The sequence below is a fragment of the Thermostichus vulcanus str. 'Rupite' genome, from assembly GCF_022848905.1.
Taxonomy (GTDB): Bacteria; Cyanobacteriota; Cyanobacteriia; order Thermostichales; family Thermostichaceae; genus Thermostichus; species Thermostichus vulcanus_A.
Genome location: NZ_JAFIRA010000027.1, coordinates 1 through 23,773 on the forward strand (window position 1 = coordinate 1; position 23,773 = coordinate 23,773).

Annotated in this window: 24 protein-coding genes; 13 read left to right on the forward strand and 11 right to left on the reverse strand. The window is 56.0% G+C overall.

All coding sequences use genetic code 11. The features are described from left to right. Positions 1-361 precede the first annotated feature (361 nt). The 5 genes from JX360_RS10700 to mrdA form a co-directional block, all read right to left on the reverse strand. The gene (locus JX360_RS10700) at positions 362-1,432 is read right to left on the reverse strand and encodes a hypothetical protein (protein WP_244350655.1); all 1,071 of its coding nucleotides are present in this window, start codon (positions 1,430-1,432) and stop codon (positions 362-364) included. A gap of 158 nt (positions 1,433-1,590) precedes the next feature. Next, positions 1,591-2,235, reverse strand: coding sequence for an RNA polymerase sigma factor (locus JX360_RS10705; protein ID WP_244350656.1), 645 nt, complete (start codon positions 2,233-2,235; stop codon positions 1,591-1,593). A 38-nt stretch (positions 2,236-2,273) separates the two neighbouring features. Continuing rightward, the gene (locus JX360_RS10710; protein ID WP_244350657.1) at positions 2,274-3,437 is read right to left on the reverse strand and encodes a pyridoxal phosphate-dependent aminotransferase; all 1,164 of its coding nucleotides are present in this window, start codon (positions 3,435-3,437) and stop codon (positions 2,274-2,276) included. Between the two features lie 103 nt (positions 3,438-3,540). Next, positions 3,541-3,846 carry an HU family DNA-binding protein gene (locus tag JX360_RS10715; RefSeq protein WP_244350658.1) on the reverse strand — a complete coding sequence of 102 codons (306 nt, stop codon included), beginning with the start codon at positions 3,844-3,846 and terminating at the stop codon, positions 3,541-3,543. A 303-nt stretch (positions 3,847-4,149) separates the two neighbouring features. Then, positions 4,150-6,015: a penicillin-binding protein 2 gene (gene mrdA, locus JX360_RS10720; RefSeq protein WP_244350659.1), complete on the reverse strand. Its 1,866-nt coding sequence runs from the start codon at positions 6,013-6,015 to the stop codon at positions 4,150-4,152. Between the two features lie 98 nt (positions 6,016-6,113). Between mrdA and JX360_RS10725 the strand changes: the two genes are divergently transcribed. Continuing rightward, the gene (locus JX360_RS10725) at positions 6,114-7,490 is read left to right on the forward strand and encodes a lipopolysaccharide biosynthesis protein (protein ID WP_244350660.1); all 1,377 of its coding nucleotides are present in this window, start codon (positions 6,114-6,116) and stop codon (positions 7,488-7,490) included. Here JX360_RS10725 and JX360_RS10730 read toward each other — a convergent pair. Further along, entirely contained in the window at positions 7,474-7,839 is a 366-nt protein-coding gene (locus JX360_RS10730; protein ID WP_244350666.1) for an FHA domain-containing protein, read from the reverse strand. The genes JX360_RS10725 and JX360_RS10730 overlap by 17 nt on opposite strands. Before the next feature lie 214 nt (positions 7,840-8,053). Further along, positions 8,054-8,893: an SDR family oxidoreductase gene (locus JX360_RS10735; RefSeq protein ID WP_244350668.1), complete on the reverse strand. Its 840-nt coding sequence runs from the start codon at positions 8,891-8,893 to the stop codon at positions 8,054-8,056. 129 nt (positions 8,894-9,022) lie between these two features. Here JX360_RS10735 and JX360_RS10740 point away from each other — a divergent pair, with 129 nt between their 5' ends. Continuing rightward, entirely contained in the window at positions 9,023-9,514 is a 492-nt protein-coding gene (locus JX360_RS10740; RefSeq protein WP_244350757.1) for a YajQ family cyclic di-GMP-binding protein, read from the forward strand. 229 nt (positions 9,515-9,743) lie between these two features. On the opposite strand, the gene hemW is transcribed toward JX360_RS10740, so the two are convergent. After that, entirely contained in the window at positions 9,744-10,946 is a 1,203-nt protein-coding gene (gene hemW / locus JX360_RS10745; protein ID WP_425244389.1) for a radical SAM family heme chaperone HemW, read from the reverse strand. A 171-nt stretch (positions 10,947-11,117) separates the two neighbouring features. Here hemW and hisH point away from each other — a divergent pair, with 171 nt between their 5' ends. The 3 genes from hisH to JX360_RS10760 all read left to right on the forward strand — a co-directional run bounded on the left by hisH (position 11,118) and on the right by JX360_RS10760 (position 13,378). After that, entirely contained in the window at positions 11,118-11,786 is a 669-nt protein-coding gene (hisH, locus tag JX360_RS10750) for an imidazole glycerol phosphate synthase subunit HisH (protein WP_244350673.1), read from the forward strand. A gap of 6 nt (positions 11,787-11,792) precedes the next feature. Next, on the forward strand, positions 11,793-12,263 hold the full coding sequence (locus tag JX360_RS10755; protein ID WP_244350675.1) for an EVE domain-containing protein: 471 nt from the start codon (positions 11,793-11,795) through the stop codon (positions 12,261-12,263). A gap of 95 nt (positions 12,264-12,358) precedes the next feature. Beyond that, positions 12,359-13,378 (forward strand): pentapeptide repeat-containing protein, encoded by a 1,020-nt coding sequence (locus tag JX360_RS10760; RefSeq protein ID WP_244350677.1) that lies wholly within the window; start codon positions 12,359-12,361, stop codon positions 13,376-13,378. Positions 13,379-13,411: 33 nt separating this feature from the next. On the opposite strand, the gene surE is transcribed toward JX360_RS10760, so the two are convergent. After that, positions 13,412-14,191 (reverse strand): 5'/3'-nucleotidase SurE, encoded by a 780-nt coding sequence (gene surE, locus JX360_RS10765; protein ID WP_244350679.1) that lies wholly within the window; start codon positions 14,189-14,191, stop codon positions 13,412-13,414. Between the two features lie 337 nt (positions 14,192-14,528). Between surE and JX360_RS10770 the strand changes: the two genes are divergently transcribed. Both JX360_RS10770 and JX360_RS10775 read left to right on the forward strand, forming a co-directional pair. Next, on the forward strand, positions 14,529-15,194 hold the full coding sequence (locus tag JX360_RS10770; RefSeq protein WP_244350681.1) for a Crp/Fnr family transcriptional regulator: 666 nt from the start codon (positions 14,529-14,531) through the stop codon (positions 15,192-15,194). A 14-nt stretch (positions 15,195-15,208) separates the two neighbouring features. After that, entirely contained in the window at positions 15,209-16,099 is an 891-nt protein-coding gene (locus JX360_RS10775) for an alpha/beta fold hydrolase (RefSeq protein ID WP_425244390.1), read from the forward strand. On the opposite strand, the gene JX360_RS10780 is transcribed toward JX360_RS10775, so the two are convergent. After that, positions 16,018-16,635, reverse strand: a complete 618-nt coding sequence (locus JX360_RS10780) for a Ycf51 family protein (RefSeq protein WP_244350690.1) — start codon at positions 16,633-16,635, stop codon at positions 16,018-16,020. The two genes, JX360_RS10775 and JX360_RS10780, sit on opposite strands and share 82 nt — an antisense overlap. A gap of 251 nt (positions 16,636-16,886) precedes the next feature. Between JX360_RS10780 and JX360_RS10785 the strand changes: the two genes are divergently transcribed. From JX360_RS10785 to JX360_RS10810, 6 genes are all read left to right on the forward strand, one after another. After that, entirely contained in the window at positions 16,887-17,372 is a 486-nt protein-coding gene (locus tag JX360_RS10785; protein WP_244350693.1) for a cupin domain-containing protein, read from the forward strand. Positions 17,373-17,450: 78 nt separating this feature from the next. Then, positions 17,451-18,344: a geranylgeranyl diphosphate synthase CrtE gene (crtE, locus tag JX360_RS10790; protein WP_244350695.1), complete on the forward strand. Its 894-nt coding sequence runs from the start codon at positions 17,451-17,453 to the stop codon at positions 18,342-18,344. 79 nt (positions 18,345-18,423) lie between these two features. Beyond that, positions 18,424-18,885, forward strand: a complete 462-nt coding sequence (locus tag JX360_RS10795) for a divergent PAP2 family protein (protein ID WP_244350697.1) — start codon at positions 18,424-18,426, stop codon at positions 18,883-18,885. A gap of 56 nt (positions 18,886-18,941) precedes the next feature. Further along, entirely contained in the window at positions 18,942-19,571 is a 630-nt protein-coding gene (locus tag JX360_RS10800; RefSeq protein ID WP_244350699.1) for a hypothetical protein, read from the forward strand. Positions 19,572-19,598: 27 nt separating this feature from the next. After that, on the forward strand, positions 19,599-20,444 hold the full coding sequence (locus tag JX360_RS10805) for a SirB1 family protein (protein WP_244350701.1): 846 nt from the start codon (positions 19,599-19,601) through the stop codon (positions 20,442-20,444). 230 nt (positions 20,445-20,674) lie between these two features. Then, positions 20,675-21,742, forward strand: coding sequence for a 4-hydroxyphenylpyruvate dioxygenase family protein (locus tag JX360_RS10810; protein ID WP_244350703.1), 1,068 nt, complete (start codon positions 20,675-20,677; stop codon positions 21,740-21,742). Between the two features lie 445 nt (positions 21,743-22,187). On the opposite strand, the gene JX360_RS10815 is transcribed toward JX360_RS10810, so the two are convergent. After that, entirely contained in the window at positions 22,188-23,714 is a 1,527-nt protein-coding gene (locus JX360_RS10815; RefSeq protein WP_244350705.1) for a S10 family peptidase, read from the reverse strand. Positions 23,715-23,773 lie beyond the last annotated feature (59 nt).

Consider the following 23,773-nt stretch of genomic DNA (forward strand, 5'->3'; position numbering starts at 1 on the left):
AGAATAAGACAAGATCTAGAGAAGAAGAATCTAGGGAGGAATTCAGGAACAATCCGAGGTGGGAAGAGGGAAAGAGTTGGAAGAGCCAATTGAACAACCTGCATTTGCTGATTGAGCCTTGGAACTAGTTGAGCAATCTTGCGAGTTGGTTGAGAGTTTATACTATTCCTGAACTATCGATAGGTCTATCTCGACTCATCGAGAAGTTAAATTCATCCCGATGGCCTTGGATGTCTACCTCAATCCTGTTCTCCTCTGCCTAGAGTGACAAAAGAGGCGTAATTGGTTGGCGTTCTAGGGTTCGGGTTGGGATCTCTCCCGGAGGCAGGCACCAGTGGGCCAATCCAACCCTTCTCAGGATCTACTGTTCAGTAATGGTGACGTTAAAGCCCTGACTTTTAAGAGTTTCGGCGTGATAACGGGCATATTCCAATTGCTCAAAAGCCGCCAACTGCACAAACTTCTGGCCGTCCACATCCTTCACAAAGGCCCCCTCGGCAACTTGCCGAGCCCGCGCCAAGCTCTCATCCCCCAAATAGGTGGTCAAAACCAAGAAGGTTCCCTCCCCCCGATTCGGCCCGAGGGAGTCCAAATGGCTATCGGTGGTGAGTAGAGAGGAGGTCACCGCCGGTTCAGCTTCCTGGGAGGGGCGCTCCAAAGTGGCGGCCAATTGCTCGACCATTCTTGGCTCTTGCTCAGCAGAAGAGGCTGTATCCGTAAGCGAGGCCAGATCCGTTTGCAAGCTATCCAATAGGTTGGGGGTGTTCTGCAGGGGGTCGATTTGCAAGTCCTGCAAATTGGGGGTACTCGCCAACCCCAGTGCCAACCGACCGGGATCCCAACCGCCAGAATAGAACTCCTCCCCGACTGGGGTTTCCACTGGCCCCAACGGGATTAGGGGCAACTGGGCCAAATTGACCTCGGTGGGGATCTCTGGCTCAGTGGTGGTGGGCAAACTGCTGGTCTGGGGAAGAGACAGTTCTTCTGGCCAAATCAGCCACCGTACCCCAAACCCGATCCCGGCACAGGAGAGAGCCCACAGCAACAACACCACCCAGGGAGAAAAAACTCCGCCAGACGGTTGCGTCTCCTCAACCTCCAGATCCTCGACGACCTCTTGAATCAGCACGGGTGAAGAACGCTGAACCGAGGCACCTTGTTGCTTGGGCTGTCCAGGACGCTGGAATCGGCTTGGGTCAGGCGTGATCTGAGAAGGCATCGCATTCAGAGAAGGGGAAGTGGCCGTTCGCTGCAGACGTTGCCAGAGGCGAAACCGCTCCAATTCCTGCAGTATATCCAGATGCATCTGAGCCAGAGCTTGCTGAAGCGAGAGGTGAGGCATAGGTTGCGCCTGCTGCCGAGATGAAGGCGGACTCAGAGCCGGTCGACCGAAGGATCGGGTCGCGTCTAAAGGGGAAGAGGAAGGACTCATAAACAGCCCATGCTCGATAAATAGATGAAATAGATGGAAGAATCAGGGGTCAGCAATCTGTGCCCAATCTAGGAATGCAGCCGGAAATAGCTTAACAGGAGAGTCCACCCGTAGCGAAGGGTTACTCTATCACCATGCCACAGACCGCCATTCCTCTTCTAGGGCTTTGCCGCAAGGTAGAGGGCGCGTACATCCGCTGGTAAGTACTGAAACAGAATCTGGCGAGCAGAAACCACAATGGCATCCACCTCTTCAGGGGCCAGGAAATATCCGTCAGCCTTGAGCTGGGCAGCGATACGGGCGGGTGACCAGCCAAAACGATCCCGCAACAGCAGAATGAAACGCATATCCCCTGGCAAGGTTTCTAGGCCAGTGGTTAAGTAACAGGCTAAGGCGGGGGAGAGATAGGGTTGGGCTGGTTCAGGGGCTTCTTCCAAAGCTATGCCGACAAAAGAATGCGCCAGTTCTCGGGTTTGATCTGCCAGCCAGAGTTTGAGAGTAGGCTCCGGTGCAACCTCAGCCTCGGGATCCCCACTCAAGAGACTGTTGGCATCCAGACGTTGCAGGCGCGGATAGAGCCGCAGCCACACCTGCTCTCGACAAGCAGCCCACTGCTCCGGCGACACCTGCTCCGCGATCACCCCATCCACCCAGCTGCAGTAGCGGCAAAATAGGCAGATAAAATAGCGAGCCACCTCCGGCTGCTGCTGAAACGCTCTGAGCAAGTCCAGATCGCTGTAATGGGCCACCCCCCGCACGATGGAGGCCCCACATTCCGGCCAGACAGCTACCGCTTCACTCATCGGGATCCCTGACTCAGGAGGTTTGAAGCTCAATGCCTCTAGCCATTTTCCAGTATTTCCCGACAGGCGGATAGCAACTGGTCTTGCTCGGGCAGGGTACGCAGGCCGATACGCAAATAAGGATCCCCCAACTCCGGGAAACTGCGGCAGTCCCGCACCAATAGCCGATACCGTTGTAGCAGGGCCCGCTGGATTTGGGTTGCCGAACCCGGGCAGCGCACCAGCACAAAGTTGGCTTGACTGGGCCAGGGATCCCAGCCTGGCAGGGCTTGTAGCCCTTTGCGTAGGTGTTCCCGGGCAACGGGTAGCCACGCCAAGGTGCGCTGACGAAAGGGTTTATCTGCCAAAGCCGCCTCCACCGCCACCGATGCTAAGCCATTAACACTCCAGGGATCCCGCCAACGCTGCCAGCGCCGCCAATGGTCCGGGTGTCCGACGGCAAAGCCAATGCGCAACCCTGGCAGAGTATAAAACTTGGTCAAGGAGCGAATCACCACCGTATTGGGATGATCCGCTAGGTAAGGGATCAGCGTTTGGCTTAGGGCTTGCCTTGCTCCCACCTCTGCACCAGGCTCTTCTGCATCAGGCTGAGGCAGATCTTCGGGATCGTCCTGCGGCAGAAAGTCCATAAAGGCTTCATCCACCATCACCTGCTGAAACTGGGGCAGCAGGTCCAGAATTTCTGGTCGGGATGCCAACCCACCGCTGGGATTATGGGGGTTGTTCAGCCACAGTATCCGCCCTGCCGGGTTACTGCCCGATTGCCGAAGCAGCTCTGCCAAGCCTAGGGATCCCTGTTCATTTGGAAAAGGGTACCTCAAGGGCTTGATCACCGCTCCTGCCGCCCAGAGGGCCCGCTCATAGTCCCCAAAGGCAGGCTTGAGTAACCATACCTCTCCCCCTTGGGCATCTCGCGCCGCCCAGGTGAGCAACTCTGCTGCCCCGTTGCCCACGCAGATCCAATCGGGATCAACCCTCCAATGTTCAGCTAGCCGAGTGCGCAGCCGCCGATAGTCAGGGTCTGGGTAGCAGCTGATGGCAACCGGATCCGGCTCAGACAAAGCTTTGCCCAGGGCCTGCAAAACCGACTGCGGTGGGCCAAGTGGGTTCAAATTAGCTGAGAAATCAAGAATATCGCTGGGAGAACAGCCAGCAACAGCTGCTCCCCAAGCGCGATTGCCACCATGCTGAGGCCAAGACATGCCTTGAGAAGGGATCCCTACCCAGATCTAGCTTTGCCCCGCAACCCAATCATGACTCCCCAGGTTGCACGCAGTTGGATCCCGCTAGAGTGCCATAGGCCTATCAAGACTTCACGCCCGCCACTGCGTCGCGGAAAGATTTGCCTGCAGTAAAAGCAGGGACAATACTTTCTGGGATCAACATTTTCTGGTTGGTTTTCGGGTTGCGGCCTTCCCGTTCTTTTCGCTTACGGGCCTCAAAGGAGCCAAAGCCCACCAGGGTCACCTTCCCTTTTGGCTCACCATGTTCATCGCGGGAGGCGACCTCTTCAACGATGATCTCCAGTGCTGCCGAAATGACAGCATCAGCTTCCTTTTTGGTCACATTAGCGCGATGAGCGACGGCATCAACAAGCTCTGCCTTGTTCATCCTGATCTCCTCATGATTAGGCAATAGGGTTGGATCGTCCTCCGAACAACGCAGAGCGTCATTGCCTTGCGGCACGCTCGCGCTATCGGTTTGTGGGAACGGAGCCTGCCCTGCAACTGGCAAGATTGTGGCAGTTCGACTCCAAATCACTGACATATTCTACAGCTAAGTTAGGGCAGAAGCCTCTTGGGGAACGGGTTTTCGAGCCTCTTAATGTGCTTTTGGGCAAAAAAGAGTCTCTGTTTGAGAGATTTTATACCGATCTGGCCTGGATCCCACGGAAAATGCTGGGATCCAGACGGATCAAGACTCTGGCTGGAAATAAGCCCGCATCACCTCCCGAAAGACCGGAGCCGCCTGAGCACCGCCCCCACCGCCACTATTCTCCAAGAACACCACCACCACCAGCTCCGGCTGGTCATAGGGGGCATAGCCGACAAACCAAGCGTGGGAGCGTCGGGGCGGGTCTTCTGCTGTGCCGGTTTTGCCTGCTGTCGGGGGGAACCCTGGCCCTAAGTTGGCATTGCCACCCGTGCCGTAGACCACCACATCCCGCAGTCCCTGCTGCAAAATTTGGAGCGTTGCTGCAGACATGCCCACCGGCTGGCGCAGGGGCACTGGGTTTTCGGGGATCACTTGCTGCGAGAGTAAGGGGCGTACCCGCCAACCCCCATTGGCCACTGCTGCTGTGACTATCGCCATCTGTAAAGGTGTAGCCGTAACAAACCCCTGGCCGATGGACATATTGACCGTATCGCCCACATACCAGGGTTCCCGCCAGTGCCGTTGTTTCCAATCGACATCCGGGACTAGACCAAGAGCTTCCCCCTTCAAGCCGATCCCCGTCGGTTGACCCAGCCCAAACCGACGCGACCATTCCTGTAAGGGGCCGACTTTGGTGCCGAGGGCAATTTGATAGAAGAATGTGTCGCTACTGTAGGCCATGGCCTGCCGGTAGTTGAGCCGCCCAAACCCAGCCCGGTTCCAATCCCAAAAGCGCCACCCCCCCACCTGAATATAGGCCGTTGTTTGCAGCACGGTACCCGGTGGAAAGACTCCCGACTCAATCCCAGCGGCCGTGGTGATGATCTTGTAGGTGCTAGCAGGGGCATAAGCCCGCAGGCCTCGGTTGAGGAAGGGAAATTCCTGCTGCTGTAGAGCGTCCCACTGGGCTTGGGTGATGCGACTGGAAAACAGGTTGGGATCAAAGGTGGGATAACTGGCCATGGCCAGGATCGACCCATCGCGGGGATCCATGGCAACCACTGCCCCTTTGCGATTGGCTAGAGCTTGTTCCGCCACCTGCTGGAGGCGCACATCAAGGGTGAGTTGTAGGGTTTTCCCCGGTTGGGGCGCCTGTTCCCCCAGCACCCGCAACACTTCCCCCATCGCGTCCACTTCCACCTGGCGCCCCCCCCACTGGCCACGCAGATGGGGCTCAAACAATTCCTCTGCTCCCATTAAGCCAACGATATCCCCCAGCCGATAGTCGGGATTGGCTCGGAGTTGTTCTTGCGGGATCTCGCCGGTGTAGCCGAGCACATGGGCAGCCAAGTCGCCATGGGGATAGAACCGTATGGCCTCGGCCTCCACCATCACTCCCGGCAGCTCGCGGCTCATCTCCTCCAGTTGAATCACCACTTGCGGGCTGGCGTTGCGCAGGATGCGGACTGGAAAAGGGGAACGATATCCCGCCTGTTCTAACTTTTGTTCAATTTCTTCCGGGGCAATTTGCAGGTACTGAGCCAAGGTCGGGATCATCTCCTGCCAGCGTTGCCGCGACTGCACCAGCGGCCAGAGAAAGACCGAGTGGGACAATTGGCTCCCCGCCAGCAGCACACCATTGCGATCGACGATGCGACCGCGTTCCGGCGGCTGGGGAAACAACCGGATGCGGTTGGTATCGGCCAGCTGCCGATAATACTGGGTTTGTACCAGCTGAATATAGGCCAACCGGGATCCCAAACCTGCCACAATCAACAGGCTGGTCAGCAATAGCAACACAAGAGCTCGATAGTTCTGTCCGACGGTTTTGACCGGCGGGGATCCCTGCCAATGGGAGGTGCGGGTCTCCAGTTGCGGAGAGAGAATAACCCGACACGGGGTACGAGGGCTGGAATGGGGAGAAAACAAGGTTTTTGGGTTGCCGACAGGGTAGAGTTTGGCCATGAGAACTTGCAAACTGCACAACCATACACAAACAGCACCGGATCCCCGGGCAGGTAGTCTCAGTATCGTTGCTCTCGGTGGGGTCGTCCAGGGGCACTATGGATCGGCGAACTGATCCTGTCCTGCAGAAGCCGGAGGAGGATCGAGCTGGGCAACGACGACGGCTGCAGCAGGCTGCTTGGCTGATGGTGGGCAATGGTCTCCGTCTGGGTCTGTCGGGGGCTTATTTCATCTTGCTGGCGCGGCTGTTGGGGCCAGAATCCTTTGGGGTGTTCTCCGCCATCTTAGCCTGTAGTAATCTTGCCGCTCCCTTCGGCTATTTTGGGCAATCGGAGCTGTTGATTCAACGCTTGAGTCATCGGGCGGTGGCGGTTGCCTATCCAGACTCTGCGGCCGATGCTCCCAGAACCCTCAACTCTGGGGCAGTTGCAGTCGGTCCTAGTCTGTGGCTGGCAAGCTTGGGCTGTGGGGTAACAAGCCTACTGCTGTGGCCGCTGCTGAGCGTTTGGTTGGCGGGTACTCCGGCGCTGGTGGTGGGTTTGCTGCTGTCTGCGGATTTGTTCTTCATTGGGTTGCAGGAGGTGCAAAAGGGACAGTTGATCGGGCAGGAACGCACAGGCGGGGTGGCTCTGATCGATACCGGTATGGCTTTGGGCCGAGTCAGTGCGGTGTTGGTGGCAGTGGCCTTGGGGTGGGGATCCCTGGCGCAATGGTCTGTGGTGTATGGGTTGATGGTGTTGGCTGTGCTGCTGCTCACAGCTTGGGGTACGGGGTGCTGGGCACAGGAGACGGCGAACCTGCCTGGGGCTCTAAGTTGGCGAGAACTGCGGGAGCGGCTGACGGCGGGTTGGGACTTTGCGGTGGGGTTAGCGGCGGTCAAGACCTTCACCGATTTGGATAAGTTACTGTTGCCCCGGTTGGCCTCGGCAGCGGCGGCAGGTCTTTACAGTGCGGCCTATCGCCTGATTAACTTCTCCCAAACCCCAATGATTGCTCTGCTCACCAGCCACTTTGCCGAGATCTGTCGGCAAGGGCAAAAAGGGCTGCGTCACGCCTGGCGCTACGCCTGGCAACTGTTCCCTTGGGTGCTGGGGTACGGCAGCTTGGCCACGCTGGGGTTGGCGCTGGGATCCTACGGGATCCCTTGGGTGCTGGGATCCGCCTACCAAGAAACAGCCCTAATCCTGCGCTGGCTCAGCCCAGTGATTTTGCTAGAAGGGATCCACCTTTTGCTTTCTCACATGCTGACAGGAGCAGGGTTGCAGAAACCCCGTAGCCGCTTGCAATTGCTAGCCCTTGGGCTGAATGGGGTGCTGAATGGGGTTTGGATCCCGATGTGGGGTTGGCGGGGGGCCGCATTAGCCACGCTGCTGTCAGAGGTGGCTTTGCTGCTAGCTTTGCTACTGCTGATTCGCAGACAGTTATCTCGCCAGAGATTATCTGCCCAGGAATCTGGCCCTAGGGGGTTTTGGTAATTTTATAAGTTGCTTTGGCATCGGGACCGAAGGTGATCACATCCCCTGGCTTGAGCTGGTGAGCAGTCAGCTTTTGTCCGTTGATCAACAAGCCATTGGTGCTGGGTTTCCCCTCCAAGTCCCCATCCAGAATGCGGTAGCAGTACTCTCCCTCTTGATCGGCAGGAACCCGCAACAGCATGGCATGGTAGCGGGAGGCAAACTGGGAGTTGAGGCAAATGTCATTGGCTAAATCCCGACCGATGAAGTACTTTGAGGAGCCTAATACTTGGTCACGGCGACCATCCCGGTCTTCGACGACCAAGATGTGCTGGTGAGTGCTAGGGGAAGAAGGCACAGAATCGACCATAATTCCGTTGCAAGTGCCAGTATCTAGACAAAGAAACGGGGCAACGGTTCAAAACTGAACCGAGAACCGAACCAATGGGTAAACTCCCTTGATCCTGTAGATAATTTTAGACATAGCCATCGTTCCATGCAGCACACTATACCTAACTTTAGCCTCCCTCTCGGCGCTGCTGCGCCTGCAAAATTACGGACAATGACCCACAAGGGGGTAAAACTCATCTCGACGCATCCCGGAGTATTGGGCCAATCAAGCCAGGAAAGAGAGCGTAAGCGCCTACTGCCCATTGTGCCATGCCCACCACCACCTCTGACTTGGACTCTCGGACGGCCTCCCAAATGGCTGTGGCAACTTCCTCCGGCTGACTGACCAAGAAACTCTCTAGCGCCTGTTCCATTTGCTCGCGGGCTGGGCTACCGGTATCGGAGGCATCATGGTCATTGGCAGAGGTTGCGGACTGCAGCTCATCCAGGAAAATGGCGCGTTTGAGAAAATCGCTGTTGACGATGCCCGGATGGACACCGATCACATGGATCCCTTGCGGTTTCAGTTCTAGGCGTAGGGCCTCCGTCAGTCCGCTGACCGCATACTTACTGGCGCAGTAGGCGCTCATGTGGGGTAAGGGCATTTTGCCGCCAATGGATCCCACATTGACAATCTGTCCTTGCTTGCGCTTCAGCATATGGGGGAGCACGGCCCGAATCGTATGGATATAGCCCCAGAAATTAACCGCCATCAGCTGCTGCCAATGGTCTGGAGTGGTTTGTAGGAACGGGCCACTCAGGCAGATGCCCGCGTTGTTAATCAGGCAATCGATGTGGCCGTAGCGATCTAAGGTTCTCTCCACCAAGCTTTGCACCTGTTCGGGTTGGGTGACATCCGTGGGTATGGCTAGCACTTCTGCATTCAGGCTTTGTTCCAGGTCAATGGCGGTTTGCCTCAGGGTTTCTGGGGTTCGGGCGGCCAAGGATAACCGATACCCCTGACGTGCAAAGGCAAAAGCTGTAGCTCTGCCAATACCCTCAGAAGCTCCCGTAATCAAGACAACATCGACCATGACTGTTCTCCGCAAGTTTGTTGCCAGTTTTTCTCTCTGTCCTAACCTCTTGGGAGGCAAGGGATCCCTTTGTCGGGGCTAGGGCTTATGATACTGAACGGCAGTCAAGATACAGTCAAGCTCAGTTGTATGGCCTCCACCTACTCATTTGATATTGTTAGCGATTTTGATCGGCAGGAGTTGGTCAATGCTGTGGATCAGGCCCAGCGGGAGATCAAACAGCGCTACGACCTGAAGGATACACAGACGGAAATCGAGCTTGGCGAGGGATCCCTGACCATTACCACTGCCAACGACATGGCCCTCAGCTCAATTCAAGATATTCTCTCCACCAAGGCTGCCAAACGGGGCTTATCCCTGAAGATTTTCGATTTTCAACCCCCAGAGAGCGCCAGCGGCAACCGAGTCCGCCAAGTGGTTCAGCTCAAAAAAGGGATTGATGCCACCCTCGCTAAACAAATCTCTAAGCAAATCCGCGATACCTTCAAAAAAGTGCAGCCTTCTATTCAGGGGGATCTGGTACGGGTTTCCGCCAAGGATAAAGATGATCTGCAAGCGGTAATCCAGATGCTCAAGCAGGAAGACTACCCAGTGGCGCTGCAGTTTGTTAACTACCGATAAAGACTGGTAGGTACTGGCTTTGGGATCCCATCTTGGGGTAGCGCTAGGGATCCCGGCTTGCTAGGATGCCGCCAATCTATTTGGCCAGTGCTCTGCCTATCCATTCCATCGGCTTGGGGGAAGAGTTACGTCAACTACCTTCTGTTGGTAACGGCTTCTGAACCAGAACTGCTGGCCCAATTACACCACACTCAATATCCTCAGGGGCGAATGCAAATCCGCCCTGAATCTACTCAAATAGATCCTTAAGAATCTCGTTAGAGAATAGCCATCCATGCGGTGGGATCAGCCGCAACCGACCTCCATCACAACTGGCCCAACCCTTCTCAAAATAGGGATCCAGTCTATCCAAAGCTTGCTCGACCTTCCTGTCACCAAAACTGGCTTGCAAATGCGCCAGATCCAAACCTTCCTCGAGCCTTAACCCCAACATTAATGTATCCATCCAGGCTTCTTCTGATGCGGTTTCAGGCGGTAGGGGATGGATCCCAGCTTTCACCTGTTCAAAGTAGTCGTAAAGGGTTTTGGGCTGTTGAATGCGCCGTCCCCCCTCGTAGCCAACGGATCCCATGCCAAAGCCAAAGTAAGGTCGATTTTCCCAATAGACACGATTGTGCCGACATTGAAATCCGGGGCGAGCAAAGTTGGAAATTTCGTAGTGAGAATAACCGGCTGGGGTGAGCTGTTCTCGCGCCATCAGGTACATTTCAACAGTCATTTCCTCGGTTGGTAAAGGTGCATCCCCCGGTTGATATAGTCTGCCAAACTTGGTACCCGATTCAATGGTTAAATCATAAATAGAGACATGGGGAGGATCAATTTCAATCAGGGCTTGCAAGGATTCCTGCCAATGGGACACTGTTTGATGAGGCAGGCCAAAGATTAAATCCAAATTGAAATTGTTGAGCCCTACAGCCCGTAGATCCTGAATAGTTTCATAAACTTCTTCTACACCATGTAAGCGACCACAAGCAGCCAACAACTCCGGTTGAAAGGCTTGTACCCCCAAGCTGATGCGGTTGATGCCCAACGCTCGATAACCTGCCAATTGATCTAGGGTCAGGGTGCCGGGATTGGCCTCCAAAGAAATCTCGCACTCGGGGTGAAACGGGATCCTCTCCCGCAGGGTGCATAGAATTCGCTCTAGCTGCTCCACAGTGAGCAGAGAGGGAGTGCCGCCTCCGAAAAAAAGGCTGGTCAGAGGGCTGGGATCCCCAGGCAAGTGGCGGTAGCGGTAGGAGCTGCTGATTTCCTGACAGAGCATCTGCACATAGGTTTCGATCAGTTCGCGGGTACCTAAGCCAGTGGCAAAATCACAGTAGTGACAGCGCTGACGACAAAACGGGATGTGTAGATAAGCCGCTTCCGGCCAGCCCAATTGAGGGGGTGAAGTTGGGTTTTTGGGGTTTTGGGGAGCCGTTGCAACAGCCATAGAGTCGGAGGGCAAGAACCCGAGCAGCTAGAACCCCAGCCTAGCAGTTGGCAGAATAGCTTGGGTCCATTCTCGGATCCCTGGCCAGGCCGAACCCGGAGCAGGACTCTATCCCCCTCCTGAGGATGGATCTTCCACTAGACTGATAAAGCCCACACAAGGAGGGATCCGATGGGAGCGGTGCGACTGGCGGTGATCGACTATGATGCCGGGAATCTCCATTCTGCCTGCAAAGGGCTGGAACACGCTGGGGCAGAAGTGCATCTGATCGAAAGTCCAGTCGGACTCGAGCATTTTGATGGCGTAGTGCTGCCCGGAGATGGGGCCTTTGACCCGGCCATACAGCAGTTGCAAGAACGGGGCTTTGTGGATCCGATTCGGGAAGGGGTGCGGCGACAGCAGCCCTTTTTGGGCATTTGCATCGGCCTGCAGGTGTTGTTTGATAGCAGTGAAGAAGGCAATGCCGCCGGTTTGGGAATTGTGCCTGGACAGGTGCGGCGCTTTCGTCCAGAAACGGGCTTGCGCATTCCCCATATGGGCTGGAATCAATTGCAACTGACCCAACCCCACGCTCCTCTGTGGTCAGGGATCCCTGTCAATACGTGGGCCTATTTTGTCCACTCCTATCACGTTGTGCCCGAGGATCCCACCTGGGTCGCTGCGACCGTTCAACATGGCACACAAATGGCTGTGGCTGCCATCGCCCGCGGCACCCTATGGGCCACCCAGTTTCACCCGGAAAAATCCGGCCCCTACGGCTTGAAGATGTTGCAAAATTTTGTCGGGTTTGTGGCTCAACGGGATCCCTCTCCTAGCCTTGCATCCGTTCAAAGGGCTTAATTCCCCATGAACTACTGGCTGATGAAATCCGAGCCCAGTGTGTACAGCATCTGGGATTTACAACGGGAGGGACAAACCCTTTGGGATGGCGTGCGCAACTATCAAGCCCGCAACTACTTAAAAGCAATGCAGCCAGGGGATCGTGCCTTCTTTTACCATTCCAATGCCGATCCCCCCGGCATTGCCGGCTTGATGGAGATCCTAGAAACCCAGGTGGTGGATCCCAGCCAGTTTGATGCTGCCAGCCCCTACTACGATCCCAAATCCGGCTGCGCGGATCCCCGTTGGTATACGGTGCGGGTGCAATTTGTCGCAGTCTTGGGGCGATTTCTCTCTTTGCCAGAGTTACGAGCTACCTTTACCCCTGAGGAACTGGAAGTGGTGCGGCGGGGCTCACGATTGTCGGTGATGCCGGTTTCTCAAACCGTTGCAGAGCGAGTGCTGGCGCTAACGACAGTTTCCTCCCAACCTTTATGATGAGGAAGGGGATGGGCCAAGTCCTGTCAAGCCTGTGAAATCTGCTGAGAAATCTACTGTTGTTCGCGTTTAAGGGTTGCGCAGAGCGGTCAACTATGCCACTAGCTAACTCTGGGGAATCCATGGAGGCAGCCGAGCTGCTCAGTCGCTATGCGGCGGGAGATCGCTATTTTCGCAGCGTTAATCTCTCGGGGGCCAACCTGATGGAGGCCAACCTAATCAGTATCGATCTGGGCCAAGCCCGTCTGAGTGGGGCCAACTGCAGTAAATCCAACCTGAAAGACGCCGATTTAAGTGGGGCCGATCTTCTGGCAGCTTATTTTAGCTTCGCCAATTTGAGTGGAGCCAATCTGAGCGAGGCCAATCTCTACGCCAGTAACTTCAGTAAGGCCGATTTACGGGGGGCGAACCTGATCGGGGCACTGATGCAGGGATCCGACCTAAGCGGCGCCAACCTGAGCGGGGCCAACCTAAGTGGGGCCAACCTGCAAGAAGCCAACTTGAGCGGGGCGAACCTGATCCGGGCCAAGCTCTCCGGGGCCAATCTGAGCTGGGCCAAGTTGCGCGGGGCAGATCTGATGGAGGCAGAGCTGATCGAGGCCAATTTGCGGGAGGCTAACCTCTGGGAATCGGTCTTGATCCGGGCAGATTTGACAGGGGCCAACCTGGAAGGAGCTCGCCTGAGCGGTGTAATGATGGAGCAGGCACGGCTAGAGGGATCCAACCTCCAAGATGCCAAGTTGTGGGGGGCAAAACTGCGGGCCTGTCAGCTTGCAGATACCAACCTGCGGGGGGCTAGCCTCAGTGGGGCCAACCTCTGGACTGCCGATCTGAGTCGTTGTGACCTCACCTTTGCCGATATCCGTGAGGCTGACCTGATGGGATCCGCCTTGAGCGAAGCCAACCTGAGCGGGGCCAATTTGCGCGGTACGGATTTGAGTGGGGCCGATCTGACGGGGGCGGATTTGAGCGGCGCCAATCTGTCGCTAGCCAGCTTGAATGGTGCTTTTTTAGAAGGGGCGATCTACAGTTCCAATACCCGCTTCCCTGTGGATTTTGATCCGGAACTGGAGGGGTTGAAATTGTTTGGTGCTGCCCCTGAGGCGACTCCCTGAAGGTTAAGGGCTATCCCTTTTCACTTCAAGAGCTCAGGTGCCGAAGCTGGAGAGGCCCCACTGCTGCAAGCTGTCGAAGGCGGCACGGGCGGTCAGATCGGGTTGTAGGGGCGTAATGGAGACATAGCGTTCTTGCACCGCTTGTACATCCGACCGAGGATCCACCCCCTCTTCCACCACTTCCCCCGCCAACCAGTAGTAGGTTTTGCCGCGCGGATCCACCCGCTTCTCGTAGATATCGGTATACTTGCGCCAGCCCAACGGCGCTAAGACCATACCGCGAATCTCTGAGGCGGGTACTGCTGGAACATTCACATTCAACAACATCGGCTCAGACAAAGGCTTCAGGCTCAGTTTCTCCAGCAAAGTCAGGACCACTTGGGCTGCCGGTTGAAAGTCTTGATGGGTAAAGCTAGCCAGACTCACCGCCAAACTGGGGATCCCTTCCAAGAGCCCTTCCATGGCTGCCGAGACCGTGCCGGAATAGAGCACATCCGTACCGAGATTGGATCCGTGGTTGATGCCGGAGATCACCCAATCGGGCGGCTGATCCAACAGCCCATCCAAGCCCAACTTGACACAATCGGAGGGTGTACCGGAACAGGCCCAAGCCCGTACTTCCGGGGGAAATCCCTCCAGAACCGGATCCGCCCGTAGGGGTTTGTGTAAGGTCAGAGCATGACCGGTAGCAGAACGCTCTCGATCCGGACAGACCACGGTGATCCGGTGACCACCCACCTGGGCCAGAGTCGTGGCCAAGCAGCGCACCCCTGCCGCCTGGATGCCATCATCGTTGCTGATCAAAATGTTCATCTTGGCCTACACACACCGGCCTCTTGCATCATAGATGATTCGCTCCTGATCTGCTCTGGTATCTGAGGTCAGCCTTAAAGCCTGAAAATCTACGGCTTCCGTAGGTTAATGTTGGACGTAACTTTGGGAACAATATCAGTAATAGTACGATGTCAGCCTAGGAAGCTAGATGTCATTATGAAGCTAAGGTAAAGTAGCTTTTGTGTGCTTCCCTTCCTCTCTGTTCCGTCCCCACGTTTCCCATCTGCTGTTTTTCCCGTTAGCGCCCTCTTCCTTTGAGCTGGGCTGTGGGATCTGAAAATCCATCAGGTCGCTGAGGCGACAGGAAGTTCATCATATGTCACTCATTGCTATGGCGTCGGCAACAGAGGCTCAGGAATGGCGCGAGCTCTGCCAGTGGGCCGACGAACACTACCGTTGTCGCACTTTCCCGAAAGATGTGCGTATCCCCACCCGACCCGGCTTGGTGTACATCACCCAGGAGGGTGTCGTGCGATTGGTCAGCCAAACTCCGGAGCGGCGGGAAGTTTTTGTTGGGTTCATCACGGCAGGCCTGCCCTTTGAGCTGAGCAACCAGGAGCGCTTTGAGCTCAAAGCTTGCACCCATGCCGAGCGCACAACGGTGATGTGGTTCTACTGGCAAGACCTAGAGCAGTGGCCCTACCTGCACCAAAAGGTGCAAGAAAATTTCCGCCAGCAACTGCAACGGAAGCTGCTCTGGCTGGGTAACCTCGGTCAACGGCGTGCCATTGACCGCTTGAAGGGCTTCTTGACCCTGTTGATCGATGAGCATGGTCAACCCTGTGAGCAAGGGATGTATCTCCCGTGGACGCTCACCCACGCCCAAATTGGGGATGCCATTGGAGCTACCCGGGTGACGGTGACCCGTCTACTGGGATCCCTGCGTTCGAAAGGGTTTGTGCAGGTGCTGGATCAAAACTTAATTTGTATACCCAATGGGGTGAAGCTACAACCTGCCCCGAAGAAAGTGGCCAACGCCTAGCTTTGATGAGCTTTATGGGCTTGCAGTTGCGCTATCGCACTTGGGGGGCTGGGATCCCTTCGCTGCCGATCCTGATGCTGCACGGCCATCCGGGTGATGGCGACTGTATGACGGTGTTTGCGGAGGCGGTGGCGGGGTTGCACCCCTGTGTGGCGCCGGATCTGCGCGGTTATGGGCGTTCACAGGTGGCGGATCCCTTTGGGATGGGTGATCACCTCGAGGACTTGCAGCGGCTTCTGGATAAGCTGGGCTGGTCGGAGTGCCTGGTCTTGGGCTGGTCTCTGGGGGGGATCCTGGCCCTAGAGTTGGCCCTCCGCTTGCCGGAACGGGTGAAGGGTTTGGTTTTGGTGGCCACCGCCGCCTGTCCCCACAGCGAGCATCCCCCCACCGATGGGTGGGATCAGGTGAATACGGGCATCGCCTCTTTGATCAACTGGGTTTGGCCCGGTTGGGAGTGGAACATCGAGACCTTTGGCCGCCGCTCCCTCTACCGTTACCTGATTCGGCAACATACCCCCACGGCCTATCGGTATTTAGCTCAGTCGGCTCTACCTGCCTATTTACGCACCTCCCACCAGGCGAACCAGGCTTTACGCGCCGCCCTCCGACAGGGGTATAACCGCGAAGGGGAACTGTCCCGGTTGCGGATCCCTGCTTTGGTCATGGCTGGTGAGCAGGATTGTCACATCACCCTGAGAAGTAGCCTTGCCACTGCTCAAGCCTTACCCAACAGCACCTGGATTGCCTACCCCAATACCGCCCATCTTTTCCCCTGGGAGATCCCTGCTCAAGTGGGGCAGGATTTGCGCCAGTGGTTAACAGCTCAGGATTGGGGGATCCCTGCAACACCTGCAACACCTTCAGCCGCAACCTTTTCAGCCATACCTCCAGAAGCAGAATCCTGACCCTGACGGAAGGAGCGTAACTGAGCAAAGGCATCTTCTTCGAGCTGGATCTGCTGCAGGCTCAGTTCTTCATCTGTGCGTAGACGCATCCCCAAGGGCTGTTGCAGGGTGCCCAAGCGCAACGGTACGGAAACCCCTGGTTCCGGGTGAATTACAGTGCGAGCCTCTAGGGTAAATAGGGAGGTGCCGGTGGAAAAGCGCCCGGAGGATCCCAAGTCGCTGGCAGCCTGCCTCAGGGTTGGGATCAGCTGGTCTGGAGTGATATCAGGACTGACGGCGATGACTGCTCGATCCGCCCCCTGGTCATAGACAGTGGTGTAGTGAATGGCCCCTGGGATCCGTGAGCGAAAAATTGGCCCCAAGCTCAGGGCAAAGCACCCAGCCGTCAACACCAGTGTGAAGGCTGTATACCCCACCAGCGAAAACTTCAAGGGCCAATTGCGGATCCAGGCCAGCAAGGTTAGCGCAGCCAGCAAACCCGCCAGACCCAGCCCCACTTGTGCAGCAGAGGCAAAAAAAGTTTCTAAAGTATCCATATAGTCCTTTGCGCCGAGAGCACGCTGGCGCCAACGCTAGTCCCTTGCACAGAGTAGATCACCAGAACACTCTCCTACAATTTTTTTTCCCATGAGCGGGGGGTTGGAAGCAGGGTTGTGAGGTTGTGCCTTGCGGTGGGTAACCCATTCAAACGAGGATTGAGGATAGAATGCTGCCGTGACTAGTCGAGAATAGGATTTTGAGGACATCGCCGCTCTTCGGGCGCTCGATACCCCAGAAGATCTTGAAGATGTTCAGCTGGCTGAGTCTGGTACTGCCTCTGCCGCTCCTCAACCTGCTTTTGAAACAACGCCTATCCCAGCAAGTTCAAGCCACACCCCTTCCCAGCAGCTTCTTCTCGATTCGAGCTGCAGACCTGAAGTGGCAGAAAACCCCCATACCCGGGATCCGCATTGCCAAGCTTTACGAAAACCCGCAAACTCGGGAGGTGGTTGGGCTGTTGGAGGCCGATGCTGGGGCGGTGTATCCGCACCACCAACATGTCTTGGGGGAAGAGATCTACATGCTCGAAGGGGATCTGGTGATTGAAGACCAGGTCTTTTTGGCGGGAGACTTCATCCGTTACGGCCCTGGCTCAGCCCATCGTGCCCACACACAGGGAGGGTGCCGGTTCCATTTTCGCACCTCCATGGATGATTCATTTCTGGAGTCACTTCCTTTCTCCCCCTTCAATGCTTGGGCCGGGATCCTGACCTGTAATCTAGGGCGAACGTGAGATAATGTCACTTTGCGAGCCTGTTGTGGAACTGTTCGACAGGGATCCCCCAGTTGCCGAGTTGAGAGGAAACCCCGCTTGGTTGCCCAGACCTTCAACCTGAAAACCTACCTGAACCAGCGTCAGCAACAGGTGGAGGAAGCCCTATCGGCAGCCCTAGCTCCTGCTTACCCGGAGCGCATCTACGAGGCGATGCGCTATAGCGTTCTGGCGGGGGGGAAACGGCTACGCCCGATCCTCTGTTTGGCGGCCTGTGAACTGGCGGGGGGATCCATTGAACAGGCCCTGCCCACCGCCTGCGCCCTAGAGATGATCCACACCATGTCGCTGATCCATGACGATCTGCCGGCCATGGACAATGATGATTTCCGCCGCGGCAAACCCACCAACCACAAGGTTTTTGGAGAAGATATCGCCATTCTCGCCGGAGATGCCCTCCTTGCCTTTGCCTTTGAGCACATTGCCCGGCAAACCCAAGGGGTACCACCGCAGTTGGTGTTGCAGGTGATCGCCCGCATTGGCCATGCTGTCGCCGCGACCGGATTGGTGGGCGGCCAAGTAGTGGATCTGGAATCGGAAGGGAAAGCCATCTCTCTAGAAACCTTGGAGTACATCCATACCCACAAAACCGGGGCGTTGCTGGAGATCTCGGTGGTCTCCGGCGGGATCCTGGCAGGTGGAGATGAGCAGTTATTGGCGCGCCTGAGCCGCTATGCCCAAGATATTGGCTTGGCATTCCAGATCATCGACGACATCTTAGATATCACCGCCACCAGCGAGCAACTGGGGAAAACAGCGGGCAAAGACCAAGCGGTTGCCAAAGCCACCTACCCCAGCCTCTGGGGTTTAGAAGCCTCCCGGCAAAAGGCCGAAGCGCTGATCCGCTCCGCCAAAGAACAACTGCACCCCTATGGCTCCCAGGCGGAACCGCTGTTGGCCCTCGCCGATTTCATCACTCGCCGTCAGCATTAGGACAAGCCAAGATGGGATCCCTACCACCCCTTACTCCTCTGTTGGATGCCCCGCTCAAGTTCCTGCGCTGGAGAGCCGTATGCTGCAACAGTTGATGGCCAATCATGTCCTCTGGACGGCGTTGATCGCCAGTTTGTTGGCCCAGGCCATCAAGCTGATTCTCACCTATGCGCAGTCGGGCAAGGTGAACCTACGGGTGTTGGTGGAAACCGGCGGCATGCCCAGCTCCCATGCGGCGTTGGTCACCGCCTTGGCCATCGGCGTCGGGTTGCAGGAGGGGTGGGATAGCCTGCTGTTTGCCGCTACCGTGGTTTTTGCGCTGGTGGTGATGTACGATGCCGCCGGGATCCGTCAGGCGGCGGGGAAACAGGCACGGGTGTTGAATCGCCTCATGGAAGAATGGTTTGAAGAAAAAGGTGCCGGCAGCTTCAAAGAACCCTATCTGAAGGAATTGCTCGGTCATACCCCTGTCCAGGTGATCGCAGGAGCAGCTTTGGGCGCTGCTTGTATCGGTTTATCCTTCATGCTGGGAGCGAATTGAACGGGATTGGGGCATGCTAGAGCAGAAGTGAAAAGCACACGTGAACGGCTGCGGTCATGACCTCTACTCCCCAACCTCGGCAAATCCAGCGGTGTCCCTCCTGTGGTAAGCCGATCCCGGCCTATCGGTACAAATCTCCCTACTGTGATCACTGCGGTTGGCGAGCCACCCCGACAGCCAAAACCCCTCACAAACCCGGATCCCTGGCCCAAAAAGTGGAAGCACAGGTGAGTGGGGCGGGCCAGTGGGCCAGTCAGCAAGGTCAGCGCCTTGGAGTTCCTCGTCTCATCCAGCCGCTCCTAAATCTCAACGTTTATTTGTATGTGCTGTGGGGGATCAGTCCCCTTTTCCCCCTAGTCGTGGATCGTCCCCTCTTGGCAGAGTCCCATTATTTGCTGTTGATCCCGCTTTTACTCAGTTGGGGCTTGCTGTATTTGGCGGTTCGGGATCTGCCGTTATCGGAGAATTTGCGGGTACCACGCCTGCTGCTGGATGTATCGTTTATCCTGTTGCCCTTCTTCCAAAAAATTAACGTATCCAAAGCCCCCAACCGCCCCTACTGGAATGCTCTGTTGGTTTGGGTGATCGGGATCCTTCTGATTGCCGCTTTGTGGCTCTGGAGTTTCAGTCTTCTCTTGACGGCGGTGACATTACTGTTGACCAGTTTTTGTACGTTGCTGTTCTGAGTTGCTTCTGTTCAAAACGACAAAAATATGAGTGTGGCTGCCCGCGAACGGTTTACCGCTGAAATCCAAGCTGATCCGATCGATTTGGGTCGGGCGGCCCTGTGGATTGCTCAAGAAGCGTATCCCGATTTGGATGTGGAGGAGTATTGGGCCGCTTTGGATGAAATGGCGGCAGAGCTGCAGGAACGGTTGCCCCCAGAGCGCTACCCAATGCGCATCCTCAAAACCCTGAATCATTACTTATTCGAAGACTTGGGCTTTCGTGGCAATCGCCAAGATTACTACGATCCCCGCAACAGCTTTTTGAATGAAGTGATCGACCGACGCACCGGGATCCCGATTACGCTGTCGGTGTTGTATCTGGAGCTGGCTCGACGGGTGGATTTTCCCATGACGGGAGTCGGTATGCCCGGCCACTTTTTGGTTCGGCCCCTGTTTGAGGGATCGGAAATTTTTGTGGATCCCTTTCATCAAGGGGAGATTTTGTTTCCAGAAGACTGTCAGGAAAGACTGAGCCAAATTTATGGCCCCGGGATCCCGTTGCAGGAGCACTATTTGCAGCCCACATCCTCCCGTATGATCTTGGTACGTCTCCTCAACAATCTCAAACAGATTTACCTCAGTCGAGCCGATTTGGAACCGGCTTTGGCTGCCGTGGAACGGATTTTGTTATTGACCCCAGAGGCCTTGCCACAATTGCGGGATCGGGGCCTGTTGTACTACCAGTTGGGCCGCTGGCAACAAGCCCGACAGGATCTCAAAGCCTACCTGCAACACTTGCAACAGGCCCCCTTGCCAGTGGAGACCCACCGCGCCGATGAACGTTTGATTGGAGAGATCCTGCAGAGATTGGAAACCCATCCTGACTGCTGAATGAATTGAACCAATACAGCGCTCTAATGCTCTCCAGTTGTGCCGTTGCGACAGCGTTGCGGAGCAACAGGGTGCCGTAGGCAAACCGACCAAGAAAAGCCTGTCGGAGACATCCGTGCTAGCCTGCCTTTGGTGCAAAAGGTTGTAACGGTTTATCTCTTTCCCATGGCAAGCCTATCCTGAGGAAGAAGAGGCAACTGTGCGCAGCAGAGAGGTTAGGTGTGGCGGCGATGAACCAACCCATAAGTGGGATCCAAGGGATCCATCACCTGCACTTTTATCTATGGGATCTGCCCTACTGGCAGGAGCAATTTTGCCAGGTTTGGGGGTTTCAAATCGAGCAGCAAGCCCCCCACACCCTTGATCTCTGCCAGGGATCCATTCGCTTGCGTCTGTCTCAGCCTGCCCATGCTGGGGATGAGGTGGATCGCTATCTACAGCAGCATTCTCCCGGCATTGTGGATGTGGCATTGGCGGTGGGGAAGCAGGATCTGTCCGACTTGGCGGGGCTTCTGCAGAGGCGGGGCGCTGAGGTGGGGTGGATCCCTGCTGAGAGGGAAAGTCCCTCACCCAGTTTATGTCTGCGCACTCCTTATGGATTAAGGCATTCTTTGATTCCAGAGCCAGGTTCAGCTCCTCTGTATCCCTCGCGTTTGTTTTCCCACCTGGATCATGTGGTGTTGAATGTTGGGCAGGGATCCCTGCAGGCGGCGGCAGATTGGTATGGGCAGATGCTGGGTTGGGAGCGCCTCTATCATTACAGTGTGGGTACGGAGCACTCCGGGTTAGAAAGTTGGGTGGTCGGGGATCTGCAGGCAGGGATCCAGTTGGCCATCAATGAGCCGACTTCTGCGACCTCACAAATTCAGGAATTTTTGGATGCTTACCCTGGCCCTGGCATCCAGCATGTAGCTCTACACAGCCCGGATATCCTCAGCAGCCTGCGCCAGCTCCGTCGGGGTGGGGTGGAATTTTTGCAGGTGCCCGCAGGGTACTACTCGATGCTCGAAGGCAAGCGACGCCCCGATTTGCCGGAAATGGCCGGGATCCATTGGCCGGATTTACAAGAACAAGGGGTTCTTTTGGATTCCACCTTGCCTGCTTCTGATCCCAACCCGGCACCCCTGCTGTTGCAAACCTTCACCCAACCTTTGTTTGGAAAACCAACCTTTTTCTTTGAAATCATCCAACGACTCGGGGGAGCCACTGGATTTGGCGAAGGCAATTTTCAGGCTTTGTTTGAAGCGCTAGAGCAGCAACAATTGCAGCGGCAGCAACAACTGCTTGCTCCCCATTGATTTGGGTTGAACCCAAGGAGCTTGCTTCCGAGCGGGCCGATATTTTGGTAGCCTCAGACTTTTTCGACATTCTCACCCAAGAGGAACAAATCCAAACCGTCCTCAAGAATGGCAGCGCGATGTTCAGCCAGGATCCCGCTGGGTATTCACCATCCAAGAAAGCCATCCCAACCTCAAAATGCTGAAGCACGTGTTTGTGGATCTCCATCAAAAACCTTGGGAACTGGTGCCCTGTTCTGCTGAGACAGTGATTGCATGGGCCAAACCTTTGGGCTGGAAGTTAGAAAGGCTGGAGCGGAACGCCTTTCTTGCGGTCGGCACCCTACTCTTTCAGCTGGATTCAGCTTAGATTTAGATTCAGTCTAGAGACTTTTAATGTTCTGCATCCCTGAAGTAAACGCGGATTTGCTAAACAACAGTAGCTGTGTCCCCAGCATAAGGTTGCTCAGGCTGCATCCAAGGGAACTGCCTCGCGGTATAGCTTCTGCATTGCCGCAAACCATTCTAACCGCGAGGGATCCCAGGTGTAAAACATGTGCCCACCCCGATAATGTTGCAGGGTCAGATTGGCTTTCAGGCGCGGATCCAGCTTCATTAAATCCACCAAATGATTGGACGCAAAATAGGGCGTGACCAGATCATAAAAGCCATGGTGAATGTTCACCCGCATGTGAGGGTTGAGGGCCATGCTGGTGCGCAACTCGTCCATCGCCCCGATGAATCCCTGCTTAAACTCACCTTTTTGGTTAAATTGCCAGGCTTTGAACACCTCAAAATTGAGCAGATGGTAGGTGAGCTCCGTGTCCACCTGCAAAGTATCCCGCAAGTGACTGTTAATCGCAGCGGTAAACAGGCGATCCAATCCATCCAAGGTAGGATCGGATCCCTCAAAGGTGGGTCGATCGGGAAAGGGATCCACGGCTGTGACAGAAGCATCGTACAGCCCCAGCACCTGACGCTGAGGCCGCAAAAGCTCACGGGCAAAACTGGTGGCCTTGATCCGTCCCCCTTGTTGAGCTACGTACTCGGGTGATAGGCCGATCCCTGCCGCCAGCTCTTGATAGATCCTCTGCCGTTCCGTCTCTGGCATTGCCTCCCCCATCGCCAAGAGGGGCAACAATTGCTGCTGGGCGAATCCTTCGGCTTTGGGCAACAACACGCCTAAATCTTCTCCCCATCCCGATAAGCCATGGTGGGCTGCTGAGGCTACATAGGAAGGAAAGAGCGTTGCCCAAGTGGTGAGGTTGTAATCGGTCGTTTCCAGCAAACTGAACTCAATCGCGGGTGAAATCAGAATCGCCCCCGATAGACCTACCCCAAACTTCGATTGCAACTCCTTCGCTAGCCTTGCCACCCGAAATCCGCCATAGCTCTCACCCGCAATAAAAATCGGCGATAACCAGCGTTTCTGCCGCGAGAGAAATCCCTGAATAAACTCCCCCAGAGATTTTAAATCTCGCTCCACATCCCAGAAGGGGGCTTCTTTGGGGGGATCCTCCGCCTTACCAGCAGGTTCTGGACTGGCTGATTTGGGGGGATCCCCAGCTTTACTGGGGTCGGCATTCTCTTTGTCTTTCGGCAAGGCACGACTAAACCCTGTTCCCACGGGATCAATAAAGACCAAGTCCGAGAACTGCAACCAACTTTCGGCATTGTCCACCACCCGCACCGGAGAAGGTGGCAGGCTGCCCCTGGGTCCAAATTGAATCCGTTTCGGTCCCAAGGCACCCATGTGCAAATAGGCAGAGGCTGCCCCTGGCCCGCCATTGAACACAAAAGTCAGCGGGCGACCCGATACCGGCAGGGATCCCTGCCTTAAGTAAGCCACATGGAAGATCTCGGCTACGGGTTTTTCCCGCTCGTAGAGGGTCTGCCAACCCGCCAGTGCTGTGTAGGTGAAGGTCTCACTGCCTGCAGCAAAGGTGTGCTCAGTGGTGTGGAGGGTGGGGGTAGATTGCGATTCTGCGACCATAGGGACAAAGCATTTGAGGCGTGATCCCTAGTGAACCACAGGGGGAAGGATCTTCAGCG

Bases quoted from the DNA above. Each gene is read 5' to 3' on its own strand.
- JX360_RS10700 (WP_244350655.1), bottom strand. From the start codon at position 1,432: ATGAGTCCTTCCTCTTCCCCTTTAGACGCGACCCGATCCTTCGGTCGA.
- JX360_RS10705 (WP_244350656.1), bottom strand. From the start codon at position 2,235: ATGAGTGAAGCGGTAGCTGTCTGGCCGGAATGTGGGGCCTCCATCGTG.
- JX360_RS10710 (WP_244350657.1), bottom strand. From the start codon at position 3,437: ATGTCTTGGCCTCAGCATGGTGGCAATCGCGCTTGGGGAGCAGCTGTT.
- JX360_RS10715 (WP_244350658.1), bottom strand. From the start codon at position 3,846: ATGAACAAGGCAGAGCTTGTTGATGCCGTCGCTCATCGCGCTAATGTG.
- mrdA (WP_244350659.1), bottom strand. From the start codon at position 6,015: ATGGCCAAACTCTACCCTGTCGGCAACCCAAAAACCTTGTTTTCTCCC.
- JX360_RS10725 (WP_244350660.1), top strand. From the start codon at position 6,114: ATGGATCGGCGAACTGATCCTGTCCTGCAGAAGCCGGAGGAGGATCGA.
- JX360_RS10730 (WP_244350666.1), bottom strand. From the start codon at position 7,839: ATGGTCGATTCTGTGCCTTCTTCCCCTAGCACTCACCAGCACATCTTG.
- JX360_RS10735 (WP_244350668.1), bottom strand. From the start codon at position 8,893: ATGGTCGATGTTGTCTTGATTACGGGAGCTTCTGAGGGTATTGGCAGA.
- JX360_RS10740 (WP_244350757.1), top strand. From the start codon at position 9,023: ATGGCCTCCACCTACTCATTTGATATTGTTAGCGATTTTGATCGGCAG.
- hemW (WP_425244389.1), bottom strand. From the start codon at position 10,946: ATGGCTGTTGCAACGGCTCCCCAAAACCCCAAAAACCCAACTTCACCC.
- hisH (WP_244350673.1), top strand. From the start codon at position 11,118: ATGGGAGCGGTGCGACTGGCGGTGATCGACTATGATGCCGGGAATCTC.
- JX360_RS10755 (WP_244350675.1), top strand. From the start codon at position 11,793: ATGAACTACTGGCTGATGAAATCCGAGCCCAGTGTGTACAGCATCTGG.
- JX360_RS10760 (WP_244350677.1), top strand. From the start codon at position 12,359: ATGCCACTAGCTAACTCTGGGGAATCCATGGAGGCAGCCGAGCTGCTC.
- surE (WP_244350679.1), bottom strand. From the start codon at position 14,191: ATGAACATTTTGATCAGCAACGATGATGGCATCCAGGCGGCAGGGGTG.
- JX360_RS10770 (WP_244350681.1), top strand. From the start codon at position 14,529: ATGTCACTCATTGCTATGGCGTCGGCAACAGAGGCTCAGGAATGGCGC.
- JX360_RS10775 (WP_425244390.1), top strand. From the start codon at position 15,209: ATGGGCTTGCAGTTGCGCTATCGCACTTGGGGGGCTGGGATCCCTTCG.
- JX360_RS10780 (WP_244350690.1), bottom strand. From the start codon at position 16,635: ATGGATACTTTAGAAACTTTTTTTGCCTCTGCTGCACAAGTGGGGCTG.
- JX360_RS10785 (WP_244350693.1), top strand. From the start codon at position 16,887: ATGTTCAGCTGGCTGAGTCTGGTACTGCCTCTGCCGCTCCTCAACCTG.
- JX360_RS10795 (WP_244350697.1), top strand. From the start codon at position 18,424: ATGCTGCAACAGTTGATGGCCAATCATGTCCTCTGGACGGCGTTGATC.
- JX360_RS10800 (WP_244350699.1), top strand. From the start codon at position 18,942: ATGACCTCTACTCCCCAACCTCGGCAAATCCAGCGGTGTCCCTCCTGT.
- JX360_RS10805 (WP_244350701.1), top strand. From the start codon at position 19,599: ATGAGTGTGGCTGCCCGCGAACGGTTTACCGCTGAAATCCAAGCTGAT.
- JX360_RS10810 (WP_244350703.1), top strand. From the start codon at position 20,675: ATGAACCAACCCATAAGTGGGATCCAAGGGATCCATCACCTGCACTTT.
- JX360_RS10815 (WP_244350705.1), bottom strand. From the start codon at position 23,714: ATGGTCGCAGAATCGCAATCTACCCCCACCCTCCACACCACTGAGCAC.